We start from the raw sequence: 22,438 nt of genomic DNA, 5'->3' as shown, positions 1-22,438 counted from the left end.
CCCGAAGAACCCGTAATCAAATTTTGAGTAGTTTATACACCTGATCCATATCGATATTGTTACGAACCGTATCTGCCAGGCGATCAAAAGCACTCTCGAGATCATAAGGAGCCTGGACCTCTTCAAGTCGCCTATACCCTTTTCTCTCGCGCAGGTTATCAATAAACCAGCGACGAAAGTTGTCACTGTCAAAGATTCCGTGCAAATATGATCCCCAGACATTAGCGGCAGTGGACAACGAACCGCAATAGCCACCTGAATCAAATTCCACCACAGGCTTTAAGGCTGAGTTTGAAACACCATGATGGATCTCATAACCGAAAATTTCGAGGCCCGAAGGTAAATGCACCCCTTTCTGGCGCGTCAGCTGCTTTTCCGGCTTGAGTTCGGTGGTCATATCCATGAGCCCAAGCGCTGCGAGACTTTTCAGGTTTGATTCCAGACCAATCGGATCATCAATTTCCCTGCCGAGAATCTGATACCCTCCGCAGATCCCGACTATCTCGCAACCTGTCTCCGCTTTCTGCCTGAGGACATCGCCAAAACCACGATCAAGGAGGAAGCTCAGGTCGCCTATAACGTTTTTTGAGCCAGGCAGAAGAATAGCATCAGGGTTGCCAAGTTCCGATACCGTGTCGACGACCCGCAGGCTCACATCCGGCTCATCGAGAAAGGGTTCCACATCTGTAAAATTGGAGATATGCGGGAAGTTAATCAATACAATATCGACCGCTTCATTCTCCTTGGATTCCCTGTGAAAAATTCCTTCTTTAAAGGAAACTGAATCCTCTTCCGGCAACCCCAGATCCATCAGGTACGGCACGACCCCCAGGGAGCTTTTACCGGTATGTTGCAGCAAATAATCATGCGCGCTGGTAAGAAGTGATGCATCCCCCCTGAACCGGTTAACCACAAAACCGCCTATGAGATCGCGCTCCCACTGGGTAAGCACCTCCATGGTGCCCACAAAAGAGGCGTAGACCCCTCCCCTGTCGATATCTCCGACGAGCAGAACCGGGGAATCAGCGTAACGGGCCATACGCATGTTTACGATATCTTCGGCCTTCAGGTTTACTTCACCGGGTGAACCTGCGCCTTCAAGCACAATCGCTTCATACTCGTCTGCCAGACTATCGTAGCACTGGCGCACTGCCTGCCAAGCCTCAGGTTTATACCTGCCATAATCAAGAACGGACATGTTGCCGACAGGTTTGCCGCACACAATGATCTGGCTCCCCGTATCGGAGTTTGGTTTCAGCAGGATGGGGTTCATCCGCACATCGGGATCTAACTTTGCTGCCTGCGCCTGAACGACCTGTGCCCTTCCCATCTCTTCACCATTTCTGGTAACAAAGGAGTTAAGGGACATGTTCTGGGCCTTAAAAGGAGCAACCCGCACGCCATCCTGCAGCAGAATGCGACAGAGAGCAGCGGTCAAAACAGATTTACCGGCATTAGAGGAAGTACCCTGAAACATGATTGCAGGGGTACGCTTCCTGCTTTTGATCTTCGCTTCTCTTTCGATCATAAGCCCGGATTTCAGCGCCGATACCAGACGTTCATTTTCCTGCTCGGTACGTACTGCAACCCTGAAAAACCGTTCATCAAGGCCGTTGTAATTGTCGCAGCACCGAATCAGGATACCACTTTTCAGCACTCTTTGTGCAAGCTCGGGGGCAGTCACCCCATTATTTAAACGGAGCAGCAGATAATTCGCATGGGACGGATATACCGTCAACGGTTCTAATGCTGCCAGATCATTCGACAACTTCTCTTTGAGGGCCACCACATATTTTCTACTTTCAGTATGGTACTCTTCATCGCGCAGGCACTCGACACCAAAGGATTGGGCAAGGCTGTTCAAGGTCCAGGGGGGCATAACCTGCTTTACTGCGGCGGCAATATCCGCAGGCATCAGTCCAAACCCGAGTCGCAACCCGGGGACACCGAAAAATTTGGTCATGGAGTTCAGTGTTATGAGGTTTGGCAATTTGCCGCCAACACTCACTCCACCTTCGACAAAATCGAGGAATGCTTCATCTATAATGAATTTCGTCCCGGGAAAATCAGTCGCCAGGGCCAGGACTGCATCAGCCTCCACCATGCTGCCTGTAGGGTTGTTCGGAGAAGCGAAAATCACCAGATCATCATCTCCAATGACCCTGCTCAACTCTTTTAGATCCAGCTGAAAATCATCATCTTCCTTCAATACCAACGGCAATACTTCAAGCCCGGCCAATTCAACAGCACGAACATAATCGATATATGAAGGTACCGGAATAACAGCGCGTTTACAGCCAAGCAGCCGTGGCAGGATGTATAACAGTTCTGTCGATCCGTTTGCCGGAATAACCTGATCCGAATCAACCTTGTAAAACCTGGCAATCTCTTCGACCAGATCACTATAATCCGGGTCCGGGTAGTGCAGGACTTTGTCCAACTCCCGGGAAACCATGGAGCGCAACCACTCAGGTGGTCCAAGCGGATTTATGTTGGCGCTGAAATCTAAAATTTCACCATATTCACATCCAGCCTGTTGAAGAACTGCGTGAATATTTCCGCCATGTCCAGTTCGATTCCTGCCAGGTATTTCTGTCATCAAATAATTCCTAGTAAGTTCTGTTAACTATTTGCTCAGCAATTCTGCTTCTGCCACCACGAATGCAATTCTCTTTCAGCCATTGATGGTAAACATCACAACTACTGCAAGAGCAATGGCCAATTCTGTCAGCTCACACATCGCCCCAAGGGTGTCACCCGTTACTCCTCCTATCCGCTTTCTGCAGAACAGGGAAAAAATCAACACGGTGAATAACATGCAACAAACCACAACTGCGGCATATTTCAGGCCAGCGACGAAAGTTGCGACAACAAATAACAGCAAACATCCGGCAAGAGCTGCCTTTAACGAACGTGAGGAATAGAACAGTCCACCAAGTCCTCCCTCAGGTCGGGCATAATTGTTCGCCGCCATGGTTACCAGAATTGCAGTACGACCAGCGAGGGGCATAAAGAATACGGCTAGAGCAATAGTTGAAACAGGAAGGCTTGAAAGTGAAGAGTATTTGCCCAGCAGCACCATCATCAATACCACGACCCCCATGGCACCGGTTCTGCTATCTTTCATAATGTTCAGCGAAGCATCTTTTGGTCGATAGCTGAGAAGCCCATCACCGCTGTCGGCAAGCCCGTCCAGATGCAAAAAACCGGATATTGCAGATAGATAGAATAAAGCAAAAAAGGCAACACAGGAGTTGGGTAGAATAAAGCCGAGCGCTGATACCAGTAACCAGCCACAACTGCCTATCAATAAACCAATAAGGGAAAAATAGTAAATGCTCTGCTTGAAAAGTTCGCCATCACGCTCAGCACGCCACGATATTGGAATCACTGTAAGAAATCGTAAGGCAGTAAAGAACGGAATCATAATGGCCCTTTCCTTTTACGCCCCTTAAAGCCTGCATTGGGGCTGTTATATGAAGCAACGCTTCCCTGCCTCCAGAAACATCCTCTTTTTATAAGGACAGACAGGGAAGAACATTTTTTACATTGCTAGAAATGAAATGAGTTCAGCGCAGCCTACTTGTCTGCGCCGGCAACTGCAGCTTCTTCAAAGGTCAACACCTCTGTCATGACAGCGACAGCCGCTTCAACCACATTCATGGCAAGGGCTGCTCCAGTTCCCTCACCGAGGCGAAAGTTCAAATCGAGCAACGGTCTGGTGCAACCCAGCGCTTCCTGCATGTGCTTGTGCCCCGGCTCAACAGAACGATGGGCAAAGATGAGGTAGTCCCGTACAAACGGTTCAATTTTATAGGCAATAAGAGCACCTGCGGTAGAAATAAAACCATCGATAACCACTGGTTTTCTGTGTGCCGCGGCGCCCAGAATCAGACCTGCGATTCCGCCAATTTCAAAACCACCTACTTTGGCAAGGATATCAATTCCGTTTTTGGGATCCGGCTTATTGATCTCGATGGCCTTTTTCACCACCTCGATCTTGTGCAGGAGCTGATCGTCATCAAGCCCGGTACCTCTGCCAGTCAGCTCAGCAACATCTTTTCCGGTACATACTGCGGCGATTGCGGTTGATGGTGTGGTATTGCCGATCCCCATATCGCCGGTCCCGAATATGTCGTACTCCTTCGAAAGCTCATTGGCGATCTCGATACCGGCTTCTAAAGCCTTGCGCGCCATGGCGTCACTCATCGCCGGACCTGCAGCAATATTATTGGTGCCAAAGCCAACTTTTTTATCGAATATTTTGCCATCCCTGGCAAGCTCACTGAGATCGGCGGCAACGCCCATATCGGCCACGAATACATCCGCACCCGCCTGTCGTGCCAGGGCATTGATACCGGCACCGCCACGTACGAAGTTGTAAACCATCTGGGGAGTTACTTCGCTTGGAAACTTGCTGACCCCTTCCGCCACCACGCCATGATCACCAGCCATGGTGACAATAGCCTTCTTTTTGATCTCAGGCGTGATTGTCTTAGTAATCCCAGCCAAATCAAGACCGAGATCCATTATATCTCCAAGTGCCCAATGGGGAAGAGCCAGGTTATCAAGCCGCGCCTTTGCCAGCTCGCGCGCTTCTGAATCTTGTGGGAAAATTGCTTGTTTGGTTGTTTCCAGTAAACCCATACCTAATATCCGTTGTTGGTGATTCTCGGTTTAAATCAGTTACTGCGGGATTTCAAAGCCAATGGTATCCCGCAGGAAACAAGTATAACTTCGTCTGCATTTTTAGCAAGATAGCGGTTGCAACTGCCGACCAGATCCCTGTATTTACGTGCAAGAGCATTGTCAGGCACTATGCCCAATCCAACCTCGTTGGTTACACAGCAAACATGGCCGGGAAATCTTTCTATGGCAGACAGCAGCTTTTCTGCCTCAGCTTTTATTTCCTGCTCGCCAAAAATCTTTTGAACTTGTGAAGAGCGGTACATCAGGTTGTTCACCCATAGCGTAAGGCAATCAATAAGTACAACTTGCGATTGGTGAAGTCCGTCCAATTTTGCGGCCAGATTGACCTCTTCTTCAATGGAATGCCAGTTTCTGCCCTGGCGCTCAAGCTTATGAGCCCTGATGCGATCATCCATTTCCGGATCAATCACGGGGCAGGTGGCAATGAAGCAACGATTCCGGCCCTGCTCTTCACATTGTTCCAGAGCGTAGGAGCTTTTTCCTGAACGCGCTCCACCCGTAACCAGTGTAAATGTGCTCATGCTGAATACCCTGAATTAAGCGTAGTGAGTATCCCGCCCTCACTAAAAAGTGTGAGGGTTGAATAGCAGCCCGCTTTTATATCGAATAAGAGATAATTGACCGGAGAAAGACCGAGATAGAGACAAATCAACTGCCTGATAACACCACCATGACTGACAATCAGGACTTTTTCCTGATCAAGGTCGTCTATATATCTTTTGATGGATTGAATACGACTGAGGAAATCGGCTGTCTTCTCTCCCCCTGGAAAACGGAACTCTTCTGACCAGGAAGCCCACGAGTCCACCTCGGACGGCCACTCCTTGCTTATTTCGGAAAACGTTTTGTTTTCCCAGAGACCAAAATGAACTTCACGCAGGTTTTCCTGAAAATCAACAGCACAAGCGAGCCCAATTCTCTCAAAAGTCTGGCGACATCGAAGCATTGGGCTACAGAGAACCTTTGAGATGCCGGTCTCCCGTAGCATCTCGGCAGTGGTGTCGATCCTGGCAAATCCGCTTTGGCTCACCGGCAGGTCTGTACTGCCTATAAATCTACCCCCTGCCCCAGTATCTCCATGACGCATCAGGTATAGCGTCTTCGGCATATCGACTCCGTATCAGAGTGAGTATTTGTCTTTGTAACCTCTGGGTGTCACCATTTTGTCGCGCCAGGTGAAAGTGGAGCTATTACCGATGAGCACGCAGGACTGCATGTTAATTTCTTCAGCAAGCATATCCTTCAGGGTTGTTACCACGACAGTCTCATGTTCCCTGGTGGCCGCTGTGACGATACCTACAGGAGTGTCAGGATCACGATACTTGCTGATAATTTCCTGAGCTTTTTCAATGTGGGCGGTACGGCGCTTTGACTTCGGGTTATAGAGAACGATCACAAAGTCAGCAGAAGCCGCAGCCTCAATTCTTTTTTCGATAAGCTCCATTGGCGTCAGCAGATCAGAGAGGCTTATCGCCACAAAATCATGCATCAACGGTGCACCAAGCCGGGCTGCGCAGCTATTAAGCGCCGCAAGCCCGGGAACCACGTTGATGGACACATCGGTGTCCCGCTCGGCGGCTATCTCGTAGATCAGTCCCGCCATGGCATAAATGCCCGGATCGCCTCCTGAGATCATGGTGACGACTGCGCCCTTCTCAGCTTCATCGAATGCTGTGTTGCAACGCTGCACCTCCTGCATCATTTTGGAAGAAATAACTTTCTTGCCATCAAGATATGGCTCGATGAGATCCAGATAGGTGGAATAGCCAATAACAATATCTGAATCCTGAATGCATCCGACTGCCTCCGGAGTAATGCTTGCTACTGCCCCGGGACCCGTACCAACTACGTGTATCATTCCCATCTATTCTTTTTCCTTTCCGCTACTGCAAGGGTTACGTCTTTCCACTTCATCTTCCGTACAATAAGTTCTGCCTCAGAACCATCAGCCTGTGCAGCAAGAAGAGCTGCCGGCTCAGCAACACCCTGAACACCAACTGCTTTCATTGCCGCCGCTGAAAAAGAAACGTCCTTAACACCATTCAACTGATCTCGGGAAAAAAAGTCCGGCTTCAAACCTATCGATTCGGCAAAAGCCAAAATTCCTTCCTCATCATGCTTCACATCGACACTTGCCAATCCGGCGACAGCGTTCGGGTTGATATCATGTGCATCGCACAATTCGCCAAACGACTCTGCAATATCATTTACCCCGGTTCCACGGTTACAGCCGACGCCGATGTAGAGGATTCTTGGTATACAACAGAGCGCATTTGATGTCATGTATTTATTAATGGTTACGACAATATCAGCCGTATCCCTTTCATCGTATCTCACTATATCTGCGGGCAAGAAATCAAGTGCCAGGGTGCTGAAAATTGTTACGGAGCCTTCATTTACCATCTTGGCAGATGCCCTGGTCAATTTATCCTTGCTGTCCACCGACAGAGAGTTTCTCTTTGCCCACAGATCCAGCGCGGTTTTACCCAGCACATCACTTGCTGTAGTAATCACAGCAGTCCCTCCTGTGATCTCTGCTACTTTTAAAGCAAGTGCATTTCCCCCACCGAGATGACCCGAAAGTAAACTGATCACATGCCTGCCTTCCTGATCGAGTACTATCAGGCAGGGATCGGTCAGTTTGTCTTTTATAAGTTGAGCAATTGAACGAACAACGATACCCGCAGCCATTACACAAATAATGCCGTCAAATTCATGCCAGGCGTGGGATAATTGAAGAGCGACTTTTTCTTCAAGGGGCAGAATAGTGGTACCCTCAAGCGAAGCAGCAATCCTTTCCGCAATTGCCCTGCCGCCCTCGGTTTTATAAATAATGCATGTTTTCAAAATCTAATCTCTCAAGAATTTCGACAAAATGTTTACAAATAGTTTGGCCTGGCCCAAGGAACATAGTTTGTTGCACCTGATCCTATTCAGTTCTTTCGATTAAGCTTTTGTGAATGAATAGATAGCACACATCCCATCTGGTGCAAGTGAAATGAGCCTGAAATAGCCTGATCATGTTCTTGATGAAAAAATTGTTATTTCATCAATTACCTATCAAATACAGCTTGTATATCTGGCATCAACTTTGCCCTGTTTGCTCCACGTCTTGATATATGTTTTTCTCCTTGACTTTTCATTGATTTACCAACGAAAATAGTACCATTCTTTAAGCACATACGTGCCATGAACAGACATATTCCACAGTATTCCATGGTCACATTGCGTGTTCATCCTATAACCTTCTCATTTAGCAATCTATCTGGAAAATTGGAGGCATATTTACCCGAGCAGACAGCAGTTGTGATAACAAGTCAATCCTTGTCTATTCATTACTGCACCCCTTTATTCAGTAAACTCTGCGGCAAAGAACAAATTGAAATTGTTGAGAGAAATATTTTCGATCTTCTGTCTGATTTCTCTGATGTTTTCAAAGATGACTCCTTCCGCAAGGATATACTGGCCCATACAAATTCGTTTACCACTCTCAAAATTGGTTGGCCTCTCTGGAGTTTTGAAATTCAAAGGAATTTTCCCAAAACTATCATTTCTCACGCTTCTTTTGCGGATGACAGCACTGTCACCAAGAGAATATTTACCTTCACAATTACCAAGCCGATAGCAGTTGTTGAAAGATCAGAAAAAGACAGCACTCCTGCTGACCAAAATCAACTCTCAACTTCGTCAAGTCGCACTGAAGCAAACAGCAGCTATCTGATAGAAACCAATGAAAGATTGAGAAGAGAAATTCGAAGACACCAATCGGCCCTCAAGGCTTTGCAGGAAAGCGAACTGCGGTTTCGCAATCTAACTGAAACCACGAGTGATTTTATCTGGGAAATAGACGCCAATGGACTGTACACTTATGCCAGCCCCAAATGCTATGAAATCCTTGGTTACAGTCCTGAAGAATTGCTGGGCCACCAATACCTTTTATTACGCAATCCGGCTACCGCCGATAAATTTTTCTCTGAAATACAAACCAGAGATTTACAGATAAAAAAATTTAAAGACTGGAATTACACTTTCAAACACAAAGATGGTCAGGAAATCACCATGCAGTCCAGCGGCGAACCGGTCTTCAAGACCCTGAGAAACCGGACCTTGTTTGCAGGTTTTAGAGGGATAGATCGCGATATCACCCAAGGAGCGATCTATGAAAAACGCCTCCGTCTGGCCAAAGAGGCAGCGGAAAGAGCCAACGATGCCAAAAGTGATTTCCTCGCCAACATGTCCCATGAATTGCGTACTCCTTTACACGCCATACTGAGCTACTCAAGATATGGCGAGAAAAAGTACCAGGATTCACCCAGAAGCGACCTCGGCCATTACTTCAACCAGATAAGTAAATCTGCCCATCGACTGTTTCCATTCATAGACGGTCTGCTTGATCTCTCCAAGCTTGAGGCGGGCAAAATGGAGTACACCTTTTGCTTTGATGATATACGTGAAGAGTTTTCTCAGGCGCTGGCAGAATTCACACCCCTTGCTGAAGAAAGGAAGATCAACTTTAAACTTAATGATCCACCCTTTAAACCTGTTGCCAGCTTTGACAGGCAACGCCTTGGTCAGGTAATCAGAAACATTCTCTCCAATGCTCTCAAGTTCAGTACACCTGGCAGTACTGTTGAAATATTCTTCCATAAAGACAAGGCTTTAAACAACTCAGACTGCCTGCGCACGACTATAATCAACACAGGAATAGGCATTCCAAAGAATGAATCGGAAGCGATTTTCGATAAATTTTATCAGAGCAGCATCACCAGAACGGGGGCAGGTGGAACAGGCCTCGGTCTCTCCATTTGCAGGCGGATTCTCAACGATATGCACGGAATCATCTGGGCAGAGAGCGAGAACGGCCTTACCTCATTTCACTTTACGCTTCCTACATCTGAACAACCTGAAAAAATTGGCCAGATCCTTTTAAAAGAAGGATTGGTTTCAGAGGAAAACCTCACCAAAGCCCTGTGGCTGCAGAAAAAAAAGAAATAACCGGAACAGGCTGTTATTGATATGGCGGTATTCAAAACCATTCCCTCGAGGAAAAACGGCGGTATTCTCGTTGTCGATGACAATGAAATAAACCGTGATATCTGTGCCATCAGTCTCGAACACCTGAATCTCCCTATCTACAATGCCGAAAATGGCGAGATGGGACTCACTATCGCCAAAGACATCATCCCCGACATCATTTTGCTCGACATCATGATGCCGATTATAGATGGATTTGAGATGCTGGCCTGCCTGAAAGCGGATGCCAACCTGAAGGACATACCCGTCCTGATGCTGACCGCCAGGACTGAAACTAAAAGCATCGTCAAAGCCCTGGATGCAGGTGCCAACGACTACCTCCAAAAACCTTTCGCCGAAGAAGAACTAGTCGCCCGGGTTAAGACCCTGCTTCGTAACAGATACCTTGAACGCAGGGTTAAGGAAGATATCTCTGATGGGGCGCGTATTCAGGCCAGATTCCTGACGGATGCACACTCTACAGTTTCACTGTTCAATGAGATCGGTATCGAGGCGTGCGTCTACAATAAGGCCCATGGCCCTGTATCAGGTGATTTTTTTCTGACTCGTAAAAGCGATAGTACCGTTTCGTTATTTTTGGGCGACAGCTGTGGTCACGGTCTATCTGCTGCCCTTATCTCCATGCGAATTATCGGCCTTCTGCATCAGATTAAAAATAATGGTAATTCCCCTGCTGCAGTCCTTGATACCATGAATACTGATCTTTGCGGTCTGCTAACCACGGAAAAATTCATTGCAGCCTCAGCATTTGCCTTTACTTCTGACATCTGCACCATGAGTAATGCGGCACAACCCTACCCGCTCCTGGTCAACAATTCAGGAATACATGAATTGGTACTCAACGGTCTGCCACTTGCCATGGTGAGTTCATCACCATACAAGGAGATTTCGTTTACCTTCCAACAGGGCGACAGACTCATTCTTTATACTGATGGTATTGTTGAGTCATCTCGAAGTGATGGTGAGATTTTCGGTCGTGATCGGCTTATCTCGTCCTTGACGTCTGCTAACAGATTCATAGATTGTCAGGAGGTATTGACTAACTTGGCAAAGGAGCTAAACAGTTTCCTGGCCGGGGCCACCGCCAGTGACGATCTGACTTTGCTGGTACTTGAGAGAAAATAGAGAAATGATTGTATTCACAAAATCTATCCGTACCGAACGCCACGCCATCTCCTCCTTTTTGCATGAGTTCCGGATCGGTTACCTCAAATGGCAAAAACTGGACCAGAAGATCAAAGACCGAATAGAATTTTGCCTGATGGAGGCAATAGAAAATGCCTATGAACACGGCAACAAACAACAGGAACATAAGATAATAACCATCCGGTGCTGGCATGATAAAGATACATACACATACAGTGTAACAGATGAGGGGGAAGGATTCAGACCCGACATACCGGAAGAACCACCACCCTTATCCCAAAAACAGGGGCGTGGACTATATGGCATGAAATGCTACGCAGACTCTTTACATTTCAATGATAAAGGGAACGCCATAACATTTATGTTTCGTGCAAAGAGGCTTTAATGACTGATATCACCATGAGTGACAGTCGAGTCACAATTATTCGCGCTTCAGAGTTTGAATCGATAAAAGACGGCCTGGAAGATATGGAAAATGCATTACAGTTCCTCTCGGCCAACGAGAGTCATCCCCTGCTGGAAATTGATAGATTTCTTTTTCTTGACCTCTCTGGATTCAATATCATAGGTTCCAAACTTATCGGATTGTTCTGCTCGCTGATTGTCGATAAGAAGATTTCCGTCCTCGCATTATGCGGCTTGCAGCCGACAGTGAAGGATGTTTTAAGGCGTTATGGGATTATTACTTCGAATTTTTCTGGTGAACCCAGCACAGACACCAGCACAGGCACCCGGTTTCGAGATGATCTGGGAAGAATTGTAACGTTTCAGTCGGTCGAAGAAGGCCTCTCCAGCCTGATACCAAAATAGCTTTTTTCTTTTTCGAACCAAAAAAAATCCGGGTTGCGATGTGTCGCGACCCGGATTTTTTATATTTCATAAGGGTGAGAGACGCTGTTCTCCCTACTCTGCCTTCATCAGGCCGGAGAGCTCCTGCTTGGCAAAGTCAAGCGACGGGTCTATGGTCAGGGCGACGGTGAAATATTCGATAGCCTCATCCCTTTTTCCCAATCTGCTGTAGTTCACGCCCAGGTTTGCGTAGTCGATACCAGAAGCCGGGTTCAGCTCAACAGCCCGCTTGAAATGATAGATTGCGGTCTCATGCTCTTCTCTCTTAAAAAAGCATACGCCAAGCATATTGTGTAGATCAGGACGCTCATCATCTTCATCAGTGCCCTGCTTCAGCACCTTGATCGCCTCGTCGTATTTCTCCATCTCTTTCAGGCAGTGGCCCTTATAGGAGTATATGTATGGCAGATCTTCCTGCTCGGGGTTCAAGGTCAGTGCCTTGTCGAAATGAGCAATGGCAGATTCAGGGAAGCCCATGGTCACGAAGTTCTTACCACGATAAAACTCCAGGAAGTACGCTTCCGGCATGAGGCCTTCCATCTGCTGCATCTTGTTCTCAAGCAGTTCCGGGTCATCTACCAGGTCAAACAGCAACTTGGCTGCAAAAAGACCAACATCCTGAACCATTGATCTCTCACGGAAATGCGCACCGGGAATAATGGTGTACAATGCCGGGATATCCAGTTTTTCATGGGTTACATCCATCATGAAAATCTGCATTCCCCGCTCTTTGAGCGCATTGATGCTTTTCTCAAGCTCAACTCTCATGTTGTTATCGGTGAGATTTGCCATCTTCGAAATGGTCGTACACTTTGAAGACTCGGTAAGATATTTTACCTCATCCATGGAAAGCGGCTTACGCAGACCGGAGGCAACATAGTTTGCACCACTGTTGAAGTCACCAGCAAGCTGGGCAACCTCAGTCACTGCCCTGATTACTGCTTTTTCAGGGCAGGTAGAAGTTCCGGCAGTGTAGACTATCTCACTCAACCCAGGAAAAGTGGAGCGATCGATAGCCAGGGCACCTACGGTACATATGCCGGTATCGAGTGTGAAGTCGTTGAGATACATCTCAATGCCGTTCTTCTCAAATTTCTCAAGCAACTCTTTGGCAACCGGATCTTTTACGGAAGCGGGGTCTATGAGCGGTGTCTCTATTTCCTGATGATCAATCAGGGAGCAGACATGACGCTCAATGATCTCACAGAGCCCCTGCAAGGCAGCCTCTTCATAGGTATTACCGGAGGATGGGCCGTTAAACTCATTGATTGCAAAAAACCAGGAGAAAGGCACCAGGACATTCTCTCCAGTGGTGATATTGGTGGACCAGGTCCACTGCATTGGAATGCCTTCAAGTAACTTCTCAAGAGTTGCAACCGGTGTGGTCGTATCATGAACCGACTCAAGCAGCAACTCCATGGACATAACCGGGTAACCCGCTTTTATCATTTGCGGATAATCACCGGTGATAAAGTTGCCTGCATCGTTTTTGAATGAAAAGAAGGAAAAGCGCTCGGCAAGCTCCATACAGGCGGACGCCTCTGCCTGAACCGGAGAAGCACCTTTACCCATCTGCTTCTTGGTACCAGTCAATTTACTTGCATCTTCACCACAAACACTGAAGTAAACAGGGATATCGAGCCTTCCGTTGTCGATCCTGTTAATCTCGTTCATGATATTAACGTCAAGCTTTTCAACCTGTTGGTAAAATCTCTTCAGGGTATCTTCCGGGCTGATCGCCTTATCCTGATCCCTGGTGAATGTTTTGAGACAGTCATTAAACTGCAGGGTCTTCTTTTTCATTATGTATTAAAACCTTTTTCGAGTTTTGAATTGTTCCTGTTATTATAACCAGCTATAAACAAACGCTCACAAAGTACCACAGTGTGGTCTTTTTTTCATTTCTTTCATGCATTTTCATGTACAAAAATGTGCCTATCAGTACCAGGAAAACATGCCTGCAATTGATCTTTTCTCCTAGCCTTTCATTTTCATTCATATAATTGAAAGTACAACAACCCCGCAGATTATTGCGAAACACCTGCATCATCCAACGCTTTCTCGATAAGCTCACGCCATCTCTTATCGGCAAACAGGCACTGTACTGCGCGCGACTCGTCTCCGGATACTTCAATCATGATGTGCAGGCGTTCTTCAGGCAGTATTTCTTCAGCCCGAATAGCCCACTCAATGACGGTGAGACCCGATAAATAAAAATACTCATCAAAGCCGAGATCCTCCACCTCCGCAGCGTCTCCCAGGCGATAAAAATCCATGTGGTACATCGGAATTCTGCCAGGATACTCATGAAAGATGGTAAATGATGGACTGGTGACATAACAATCTCCAGGTACCTCTACACCTCTGGCTATACTCTGGGAAAGTGTGGTCTTACCTGCACCGAGATCACCATCGAGGCAAATGACATCACCAGGCTTTGCAGACGCCCCAAGGGAGAAACCGAATTTCTCGGTCTCCTCACGGCTAGTTAATGAGAAACGTATTGATTGCATAACAGTTTTTTCTATGGGCGGGTATATTTACATATGCGGAAATTCGATCCATTTAGCACGTAATTTCGGCCTGTGAACATACAAGATATGTATCATTATCGCGATGAAAATATTCTTTCGGACAAATCAGGGATCTATTGGGAACCACCAGAGGAGCAGAAAGCTGAGGCTGTTTAAAAGAAACACATACCTAAATTGAATGACATATAGAACATGTATGTTTAGCGCCAGGCCTCAATTAAGAGTTGTGATGGGTTTGGAGAAAGAGTTGAGGAGCAACATTTCATCATACCGATTCGCTATTAAACGGTTGTTCAAGGTTGTAGGATATTCTATTTAATTTACTCAACATTTCACCTCGAAATGTATCCCATATGCCCTGTTGCCTTGCGCCTGCCTCCAGCGCAATTCCTGGAGGCTTCATAGGGAATCAGATAAATAAATGCCCTGACAATGGTGCATTACGATTGTCAGGGCATGCAATCATTGTACTGAAAACGCTCAATCCACTTTTGAGACATCTTCAGCCTGTAGACCTTTTTCAGTTTTAGCCACTGAAAATTCTACCGGTTCCCCTTCTTCGAGACTGCGAAAACCGTCTCCCTTAATGGCGCTGTAGTGCACGAAAACATCACCCTGCCCGTCTGGCCTTTCCAGAAAACCGTACCCTTTACTTGCATTAAACCATTTGACCTTGCCTTTCACACGATCTGACATCCGAAAATCCTCCCATTATTAATACGACGGAAGTCCTCCGTCGCGCCGGAAAAGAACGGGCCGCGCCCGATTTACCGTGCCCCATAACACGTTAGGGGACACTTTCCTTCATATCAAATAATAGGTTAGGGAGTCAAGGGTGCAACGAACATTTAGCACACTATTTTGAAGGCTTAGCGAAAGTGGGAGACAGAGGCCAGATAGTGTTCAAACGCTTAGACAATTGTATTTTTCAACTATTCAGCCTTTTCACGGCTCCACCAGGTCATAAATAAAGCGCTGGGAGAATAATACTTTGGCAACACTTCAGGCATAAAAAATTTATCGCGATAGGCAATCCTGTAACCGCTCATATACCAGTTGGGCACCAGATAATAGCCGTACCAGAGTGCCCGATCCAGAGCTTTGCAAGCCGCTGTTAATTGTTCCTGATTACGCGCATAAATAACCTTATCTACCAGACCATCAATTGCCGGAGAACGTATTCCTGCATAATTTCTGGACCCTTCTTTGTCAGCTGCCTCCGAGTGCCAGAAATTCCTCTGCTCATTGCCCGGTGACATAGATTGACCATAGCTCATAACGATCATATCAAAATCAAATTTTTTCAATCTCGAGCTGTAAAGAGTCATATCAATTGCTCTGTACTGCACCTTCATGCCAAGCTTCTCAAGATTACGTACGAAAGGGGCCATCACCCGCTGAAAGGTTGGTTGAACCAGAAGAATTTCAAACTCAAATTGCTTCCCCTGGCTATCAACCAGTTTCTGGTCTTTCACCACATATCCCGCTTCCTTGAGCAACTCCTGGGCTTGCTGTAGATTATCCCGCAGTTCCCGCCAGTCTCTGGCCGCTGGTGGCGCCGGCGGAGTGCTAAAGACCTCTGCAGGCAGAGTATCCCGATATTCGTTTAAGTACTCGAGCTCCAGTCCCTCCGGCAGTTGTCTAGCTGCCAGATAGGAATTGCTGAAAAAAGAATCGGCCCTGGTGTATTGACCATAAAAGAGTGCTTCGTTGGTCCATTCAAAATCAAAGGCCAACCCTATTGCCCGACGAACCTTGCGATCACTGAAAAGCTCCCTGCGGCTATTCATCAAAAAACCCTGCATACCGGCGTTATTCCCATGCGGGAACAAGTCCTTCTTCAACCGACCTGAAGAAAATGCAGGGCCATCCATATCCCTGGCCCACTGTTTGGCAATATAAACGGAAAGGATATCAAACTCGCCGGCTTTAAAGGCCTCAACAGCTACCACCGAGTCTTTGTAATATTCGATGGTAATTTTATCGAAATTGAACATCCCTTTCCGGGTCGGATGATCTTTGGCCCAATAATCAGGATTTCGTGTATAGGTAATAGATTTGTTCGGCTTTACCTTTCCCACCACATACGGTCCGGAGCCAATGGGCGCTTTGGGAAATCCGTCTCTACTCTCGCCATCCTCATAGCCCGCCCGAGACATTACCGGGACCTGGGTCGCGATCATTGGCAATTCCCTGTTCGGCTGGCTGAACGACAACTGTACCCTCATCTCGTCTAAAACCAGTATTTCTTTAATATCACGATAGTAATATGGATAAAAAGGATGTACTTCAGGGCCTTTCAAGGTGTCGAAGGAAAATTTTACATCTTCAGCAGTTACCGGGCTTCCATCGCTGAACCGTGCTTTCGGGTTAATGGTATACACCATGGAGAGACCGTCTTCAGCAACTTCAATATCCTGGGCTATAAGACCATATTCTGCAGAAGTCTCATCAAGGCTTGCGACTCCAAGGCTATCAAAAAGGAGCATCTCAATAAGGTCGGGAGCCGTGCCCTTCAGGGTAAAAGGATTCATTTTGTCGAACCCTCCTGTGCCATGGAGCACCAGCTCACCGCCTTTGACCGCATCGGATGAAGTATATTCGAACTGTTCGAAATCAGCGGGATAGCGCAGTTCACCGTTCAGGGTGATACCGTGAGCACCATAACCTGTGCTCCCATTTGCGAGAGTAAGAATAAACAACAGAATTACAGAAAGAAAATGGCGCATTCGCTTTTTTAACCTTGAAGAAAAATGTAACGATTCAGAAATACTAAGAGAATTATACTCTGGAAAGAATAGCATTTTTGGGGTACTATGTCGAACCTACTTATCTTTCGTGCGCTGTCTTAGGTGCATTTCGTCATTACGCAGCTACAGTGCATCCTGCATGTTTACAGTACTGCAACATTCAACACCCCAACACTTCTGGAGCTTACTCATGGGAAAAACCATAGCTGAGAAAATATTTGAAGCTCACTTGCGAGACCAACCGACCCCGGAAAATATGGTTCTCGATCTAGATGTCGTCATGTGCCATGAAATCACCACTCCTATCGCCATTATGGATCTGGTCGAAAAAGGTATGGACAAGGTTTTTGACAACACCAAAATCAAGGCAGTTATCGATCATGTAACCCCTGCCAAAGATTCCAAGACTGCAACCCAGGGCAAAATCATGCGCGACTGGGCCAAGCGTCACCAGATCAAGGACTTTTTTGACGTAGGCCAGAACGGTGTATGCCACGCTCTCTTCCCGGAAAAAGGCTTCGTCCGCCCAGGTTACACTATTATTATGGGAGACTCGCATACCTGCACCCATGGCGCTTTCGGTGCTTTTGCAGCAGGTGTCGGCACCACTGACCTCGAAGTTGGCATTTACAAGGGTGTCTGCTCTTTTAGAACCCCTAAAACCATGAAAGTGGTACTAGAGGGCGAATTGAGCCGCGGTGTAACCGCCAAAGACGTCATTCTGGCAATCATTAAGAAAATCACAGTAAACGGGGCAACTGACAGGATTATTGAATTTGTCGGACCGGTTGTAGACAACATGTCAATGGCTGCTCGTATGACCCTTTGCAATATGGCAATCGAGGCTGGCGGCACCTGTGGCATCTGCATGCCGGACAAGGTTACCGCTGAGTACCTCTGGCCGTTTATCAAAGATGAGTACACCACAATTGATGACGCCGTTGCAGATTACCAGAAATGGCACTCAGATCCAGACGCTGACTATGAACAGGTGTTGACCATCGATGTGACTGAACTCTCACCACAGGTTACTCACGGCTTCAAACCTGATCAGGTCAAAGACATTCAGGAACTGGCCGGCTCCCCTGTCGATCAGATTTATATCGGTTCATGTACCAACGGCAGAATTGAAGACCTTCGTGATGCCGCCCAGGTCCTTAAAGGGAAGAAACTTGCCGATGGCGTGCGCGGAATCGTTACTCCTGCAACCCCGGCTGTTTACAGCCAGGCTCTCGAAGAAGGTATCATCCGTATTTTCATGGATGCAGGTTTCTGCGTTCTGAACCCGACCTGCGGCGCCTGTCTTGGAATGAGTTCCGGTGTTCTGGCCGAAGGCGAAGTGTGCGCTTCTACCACCAACAGAAACTTCAACGGACGAATGGGTAAAGGCGGTATGGTTCATCTCATGAGCCCATACAGTGCAGCTGCCGCCGCTGTTGCCGGCACCATTGTCGATCCCCGCGAATATCTTAACTAATACGAGGCATACACATGAAAAAGTTTGGAGGTCCTGCTATATTTTTTGACAGAAACGACATTAACACTGACGAAATCATCCCGGCAAAATATCTGACCGAGATCACCAAGACAGCACTTAAACCACATCTCCTCGAAGATCTTCTTCTTGACGGCAAGGCTTTCGACCCCACTGCCCCGGCACTGCAGAACGCTAATGTCGTTGTTGCCAGAGAGAACTTCGGCTGTGGTTCTTCCCGTGAGCATGCAGTGTGGGCTTTTGAAGTCAATGATATCAACGTTATCATCGCCGAGAGCTTTGCGCGCATTTTCCGTCAGAACATGTTCAACTGCGGCATTCTGGCAATCCAACTCCCCAAGGAAGATATCAACAAACTCTTCGCCATAGAGGGTGATGTTGCCATTGATGTAGACATGAGCAAATGCGAAATGACAGCAACCTCCACCAGGGGCGGAGAACCTGTGGTATGCTCATTTGATATGAATTCGTTCGATAAAGATCTTGTCAGCGCTGGTGGCTGGCTCGCATATGCAGACCAGAAGTTCTAGTTTGTAGATTTATAAATAAAAAAAGGGGATTGTGATCGAAATCACAAGCCCCTTTTTTTATATGGCAGCTGCCAGAATAGCAGGTATACGTCTAAAGCCCTACTTCCTTGAGCTGTTCAACAATCTTAAGCTGGTCTTCGCTCAACTCTTCAGGCACCCTGACTGCCAACTTCACGTAGAGGTTGCCCCGTTCACCCAAAGGCCCACTCGGTAGCCCATAGCCTCGAATTCTCAGCTTGGCACCATCAATGGTTCCCTTAGGCACACTCACATTGAATTTCTTACCCTCAAGAGTTTGAACCTCAACCTTACCTCCCATGCAGATGTCACTGAAATTGAGATGCTGGGTTACGATAAGATCTTCACCGTCACGGGAGAAGACTGCGTGATCTGCAACATCAACTTTAAGGTAAAGGTCTCCAGATGGACCACCATTTCTCGAAGGGCCACCTTTTCCGCGCAGGCGCAGTCGCTTTCCGGCCTCGATACCCTTAGGGATTTTTACGCTTACCTGCTCAGGTTGACCATTCTTTCTGAGGGAGATGGATCGTTCCGCGCCACTCAATATTTCCTCCAGTGTCACGGTGATCTGATAGGTCATATCCTGGCCTTTTTCAGGTTGGTGACAACCGCCACCACAGCCTCCTCCGTGCATGTTGCCCTGGTTGAAGAAATTATAGTTTCCTCCTCCCATGCCGTTGCTAAAACCGGATTGATGCTGCCCACCCATTCCACCGCCAAAACCAAATTGGCGCAAAATGTCGTTCAAATCAAAATTTCTGAAGATGTCTTCCTGTGAATACCGCTGGTGAAAACCTGCAGAACCATACGTATCATACTGCCTTTTTTTCTCAGCATCAGAAAGGACGGCATATGCTTCACTGATTTCCTTGAACTTTTCTTCAGATGCCTTGTCGCCCTTGGTTTTATCAGGGTGATATTTCAGCGCAAGTTTTCTGTAAGCTTTCTTGATTTCACTGGTAGTTGCGCTCTTGGCAACACCTAACTTTTCGTAATATCCCATTTATGCTTTACACCATTTGAATTCGTCTCATTGACGGTTCCAAACCTGCCTCATTCCACTACCATCACAATATGGATGCCCCATCTCTCAGTCAAGGTGATTTTTCTTTGTCAAAACAAATGGCTGAGACACAAAAAAAGGCTGCCTGTTCAATTCCATAAGGCAACCCAATTATAATTGAGTGAAAGTGCTGTTTATCATCAGATGGTTAAGTGTTGCTTATCGTTATAAGAACAACGCTAAAGCGAACCCAACCGTTTGTTATCAGGAACCATTTACAGTGTATATACGAGCTGGAAACACTAACAAACATGCTTCTCTTTGTAAATTTTTTTCTCACTCGATCAAGATGGCTACATGTTGTATTCGAGTAATAATGCAACTCTCTCTGGGGGATGTAATCCAGATGTAGCAGAGTAGCAATATAGCTTTTCGGGGATTAAATCTTCAACCTGCCGTTACCAGAAAATAGCCTGTACTTGCATATCCAGGTATGTTGCCAGCACATTGAAGGAGTTCGGCTAGACCCAAACCACCTCGGAGCTGAAAGAGAAATGACCACGGTGCTTCACACTAAGAACAGAATCTTTAATTTTCACCCTTCCATCAGGAGGTTAATTCCAGGCGGCGGCATTGGCTGACGTCAACGCTATTGGAGAAAATCTATGGAAATTCAGGCTCTAACGGAATAGCACTGAATATCTTGCGGGAAAGTAAGCCTATGATTCCAGAAAATGTTCAGGAAAATGGTGCATACTGGGACAATACAGTAAAGGGAATAGAAGCCTTTTGATACTCACCTCAATACCGCTACCGGGGAGTATTATGAGCGAAAAACACAGCAAAAAAAAGAGATGTTCTGGTTACTTTCTCTCTTACCTTCACTCCTCTCTACGGACTAAATTTCATTGGCTCCAGTTTTAAATATTCATGAGAATTCCAGATCGTTCCTGGGTTGTTGTCTCCTGCCATCGAACACCATCAAATTCGAGTTAATTTCTGGTGTCTACTAAATCGGATGAACTTCCGCGCTCCTTCTACATTTTGCGATGCCTTATTTTTAATAAATTACAGAACTAAATAACCAGGTTATAATTCCTGCAAGAACATAACTTAATGCCGGGAAAAGGCTTTCCGTTTTTCCCTCTCCTCTTTTCTCAAGCGTATCAACCTTTCGGAAGATAACCTTTGGTGTGTGCAAGCACCCACTTTTAGATTGGCTAAAAACACTTGGCAGAAATATTACTATGGGGATTGAACCTAATACAAATAAAGTAAAGTCTAGTTTTTCTGGATTTTGAATAATTAAAAAAACGTAAAGGTAGCCAAAGCCAATAATTAAGGCGGAAAGAGGAATACTTCTGAGGAGACATAAAATGATATTTTTCACGATAGTTCACCTCCCGATTAAAGCGATATTTTATTCTCCCTGGCATAAATTGGACACAACTGGTCGAGCTTTAGCGAAGCCATGTTGATGTTTTTGTTACACTTTAACATTATGGTCTTTTTCCTGTAAAATACTTACCAGGAAGCCAATCACAGGAATAAATGATAGCGATAGAAGACCACCCCAACATGTATAACTGACTTCATATCTTTTTATAAGGCCATAAATAAGAGCCAAGCTATAAATTGTTGTTTGAAAAACAAAATAGCCGGTTAGTGCCAAGGCGATGGTTTTACACAAAGACTCTTTATTGATTCTAAAAAAATAATACATTGAAATTGCCAAGATAATTGCAAATATGACATAGGCAGTGACTGCCATGACTGGTGAAGGTTCACTAAGTTTAAAAATATTCGGTTTGTATATTGGTAACTTGAAGGAATAATCTGCAAACACCATTATGACAAGTGGAACGCTCATGGCTATGATGTTTTTTTTCGATGTTTGGAATGTGTTATTTTCGTTTGATATTTTCACATTTGATCCGAAAGCCTTAATGAAACCAAAAACCGATAGCATAGAAATTGCGATTGGGACAAAGAACATGTTAAGTCCACTGCTGTACTTGCCACTACGCAGTGAAAACAAGGCAGCACCTAACATTGCGGAAATAACAATCAGAATACCAAGGAGGCCTAAAGTGATTTCCTTATGCCTGATCTTAATATTGAATTTCTCCAGGCATTTTTGAATTAAAATTATTATTCCTATGAATATGGCTAATTCCATTTTATATGTGTAATGTTAGGTAAGGGCGATAAGATTTCCCCCGGCACTGTAATCATTATTCTGATTACCCCTAAAGCTCAGCATTTAAAAAACCCTTGAGGGTGGTCACTCTGTGATACCCCTGGCATGTCATAATCCCTTGGATAACCTTCACAGGGAGAAACGACATGCCAAAGAATACAGTTCA

At 46.2% G+C, this 22,438-nt stretch carries 20 protein-coding genes; 6 read left to right on the top strand and 14 right to left on the bottom strand.

The window, feature by feature from the left end:
- Positions 1-16: 16 nt before the first annotated feature.
- The 7 genes from ACN5NT_RS05555 to ACN5NT_RS05525 form a co-directional block, all read right to left on the bottom strand.
- Positions 17-2,599 (bottom strand): cobyric acid synthase, encoded by a 2,583-nt coding sequence (locus ACN5NT_RS05555; RefSeq protein WP_419174772.1) that lies wholly within the window; start codon positions 2,597-2,599, stop codon positions 17-19.
- 75 nt (positions 2,600-2,674) lie between these two features.
- Complete coding sequence (cobS, locus tag ACN5NT_RS05550; RefSeq protein WP_419174771.1) at positions 2,675-3,427, bottom strand: adenosylcobinamide-GDP ribazoletransferase; 753 nt, start codon at positions 3,425-3,427, stop codon at positions 2,675-2,677.
- A gap of 152 nt (positions 3,428-3,579) precedes the next feature.
- Complete coding sequence (gene cobT / locus ACN5NT_RS05545) at positions 3,580-4,647, bottom strand: nicotinate-nucleotide--dimethylbenzimidazole phosphoribosyltransferase (protein ID WP_419174770.1); 1,068 nt, start codon at positions 4,645-4,647, stop codon at positions 3,580-3,582.
- A gap of 35 nt (positions 4,648-4,682) precedes the next feature.
- Positions 4,683-5,231: a bifunctional adenosylcobinamide kinase/adenosylcobinamide-phosphate guanylyltransferase gene (gene cobU / locus ACN5NT_RS05540; protein WP_419174769.1), complete on the bottom strand. Its 549-nt coding sequence runs from the start codon at positions 5,229-5,231 to the stop codon at positions 4,683-4,685.
- Entirely contained in the window at positions 5,228-5,818 is a 591-nt protein-coding gene (locus ACN5NT_RS05535) for a histidine phosphatase family protein (RefSeq protein WP_419174768.1), read from the bottom strand. Before ACN5NT_RS05535 ends, cobU begins: the two co-directional genes overlap by 4 nt.
- A 12-nt stretch (positions 5,819-5,830) precedes the next feature.
- Positions 5,831-6,574 carry a precorrin-3B C(17)-methyltransferase gene (cobJ, locus tag ACN5NT_RS05530; RefSeq protein WP_419174767.1) on the bottom strand — a complete coding sequence of 248 codons (744 nt, stop codon included), beginning with the start codon at positions 6,572-6,574 and terminating at the stop codon, positions 5,831-5,833.
- On the bottom strand, positions 6,565-7,557 hold the full coding sequence (locus ACN5NT_RS05525; RefSeq protein WP_167495877.1) for a cobalt-precorrin 5A hydrolase: 993 nt from the start codon (positions 7,555-7,557) through the stop codon (positions 6,565-6,567). The genes cobJ and ACN5NT_RS05525 overlap by 10 nt, the downstream gene beginning before the upstream one ends.
- Before the next feature lie 459 nt (positions 7,558-8,016).
- Between ACN5NT_RS05525 and ACN5NT_RS05520 the strand changes: the two genes are divergently transcribed.
- The 4 genes from ACN5NT_RS05520 to ACN5NT_RS05505 are packed head-to-tail and all read left to right on the top strand — an operon-like array spanning position 8,017 to position 11,700.
- Complete coding sequence (locus tag ACN5NT_RS05520; protein WP_419174766.1) at positions 8,017-9,705, top strand: PAS domain-containing sensor histidine kinase; 1,689 nt, start codon at positions 8,017-8,019, stop codon at positions 9,703-9,705.
- Between the two features lie 21 nt (positions 9,706-9,726).
- Entirely contained in the window at positions 9,727-10,869 is a 1,143-nt protein-coding gene (locus ACN5NT_RS05515; RefSeq protein ID WP_419174765.1) for a SpoIIE family protein phosphatase, read from the top strand.
- Positions 10,870-10,873: 4 nt separating this feature from the next.
- Complete coding sequence (locus ACN5NT_RS05510) at positions 10,874-11,275, top strand: ATP-binding protein (protein ID WP_419174764.1); 402 nt, start codon at positions 10,874-10,876, stop codon at positions 11,273-11,275.
- Positions 11,275-11,700, top strand: a complete 426-nt coding sequence (locus ACN5NT_RS05505) for a hypothetical protein (protein ID WP_419174763.1) — start codon at positions 11,275-11,277, stop codon at positions 11,698-11,700. Before ACN5NT_RS05510 ends, ACN5NT_RS05505 begins: the two co-directional genes overlap by 1 nt.
- Positions 11,701-11,793: 93 nt before the next feature.
- On the opposite strand, the gene ACN5NT_RS05500 is transcribed toward ACN5NT_RS05505, so the two are convergent.
- The 4 genes from ACN5NT_RS05500 to ACN5NT_RS05485 all read right to left on the bottom strand — a co-directional run bounded on the left by ACN5NT_RS05500 (position 11,794) and on the right by ACN5NT_RS05485 (position 17,002).
- Entirely contained in the window at positions 11,794-13,542 is a 1,749-nt protein-coding gene (locus ACN5NT_RS05500) for a YcaO-like family protein (RefSeq protein WP_136799289.1), read from the bottom strand.
- A gap of 224 nt (positions 13,543-13,766) precedes the next feature.
- On the bottom strand, positions 13,767-14,252 hold the full coding sequence (gene tsaE, locus ACN5NT_RS05495; RefSeq protein ID WP_136799290.1) for a tRNA (adenosine(37)-N6)-threonylcarbamoyltransferase complex ATPase subunit type 1 TsaE: 486 nt from the start codon (positions 14,250-14,252) through the stop codon (positions 13,767-13,769).
- A gap of 501 nt (positions 14,253-14,753) precedes the next feature.
- Entirely contained in the window at positions 14,754-14,969 is a 216-nt protein-coding gene (locus ACN5NT_RS05490; protein ID WP_136799291.1) for a cold-shock protein, read from the bottom strand.
- A gap of 236 nt (positions 14,970-15,205) precedes the next feature.
- Positions 15,206-17,002: an extracellular solute-binding protein gene (locus tag ACN5NT_RS05485; RefSeq protein ID WP_419174762.1), complete on the bottom strand. Its 1,797-nt coding sequence runs from the start codon at positions 17,000-17,002 to the stop codon at positions 15,206-15,208.
- Between the two features lie 211 nt (positions 17,003-17,213).
- Here ACN5NT_RS05485 and ACN5NT_RS05480 point away from each other — a divergent pair, with 211 nt between their 5' ends.
- Together ACN5NT_RS05480 and ACN5NT_RS05475 are read left to right on the top strand one after the other, a co-directional pair.
- A complete protein-coding gene (locus ACN5NT_RS05480) occupies positions 17,214-18,500 on the top strand; it encodes a 3-isopropylmalate dehydratase large subunit (protein WP_136799293.1) in 1,287 nt (428 codons plus the stop codon).
- 14 nt (positions 18,501-18,514) lie between these two features.
- A complete protein-coding gene (locus tag ACN5NT_RS05475) occupies positions 18,515-19,048 on the top strand; it encodes a 3-isopropylmalate dehydratase small subunit (protein ID WP_419174761.1) in 534 nt (177 codons plus the stop codon).
- Positions 19,049-19,139: 91 nt separating this feature from the next.
- On the opposite strand, the gene ACN5NT_RS05470 is transcribed toward ACN5NT_RS05475, so the two are convergent.
- The 3 genes from ACN5NT_RS05470 to ACN5NT_RS05460 form a co-directional block, all read right to left on the bottom strand.
- The gene (locus ACN5NT_RS05470) at positions 19,140-20,072 is read right to left on the bottom strand and encodes a DnaJ C-terminal domain-containing protein (protein WP_136799295.1); all 933 of its coding nucleotides are present in this window, start codon (positions 20,070-20,072) and stop codon (positions 19,140-19,142) included.
- A 1,060-nt stretch (positions 20,073-21,132) separates the two neighbouring features.
- Positions 21,133-21,462 carry a hypothetical protein gene (locus ACN5NT_RS05465; RefSeq protein WP_419174760.1) on the bottom strand — a complete coding sequence of 110 codons (330 nt, stop codon included), beginning with the start codon at positions 21,460-21,462 and terminating at the stop codon, positions 21,133-21,135.
- Positions 21,463-21,558: 96 nt separating this feature from the next.
- On the bottom strand, positions 21,559-22,251 hold the full coding sequence (locus tag ACN5NT_RS05460; RefSeq protein WP_419174759.1) for a hypothetical protein: 693 nt from the start codon (positions 22,249-22,251) through the stop codon (positions 21,559-21,561).
- Positions 22,252-22,438: the final 187 nt, after the last annotated feature.

Origin of the sequence: Desulfosediminicola sp. (genome assembly GCF_048381775.1) — a bacterium.
GTDB classification, from domain to species: Bacteria; Desulfobacterota; Desulfobulbia; order Desulfobulbales; family Desulfocapsaceae; genus Desulfopila; species Desulfopila ganghwensis.
This window is presented reverse-complemented; position numbering and strand designations above follow the sequence as displayed.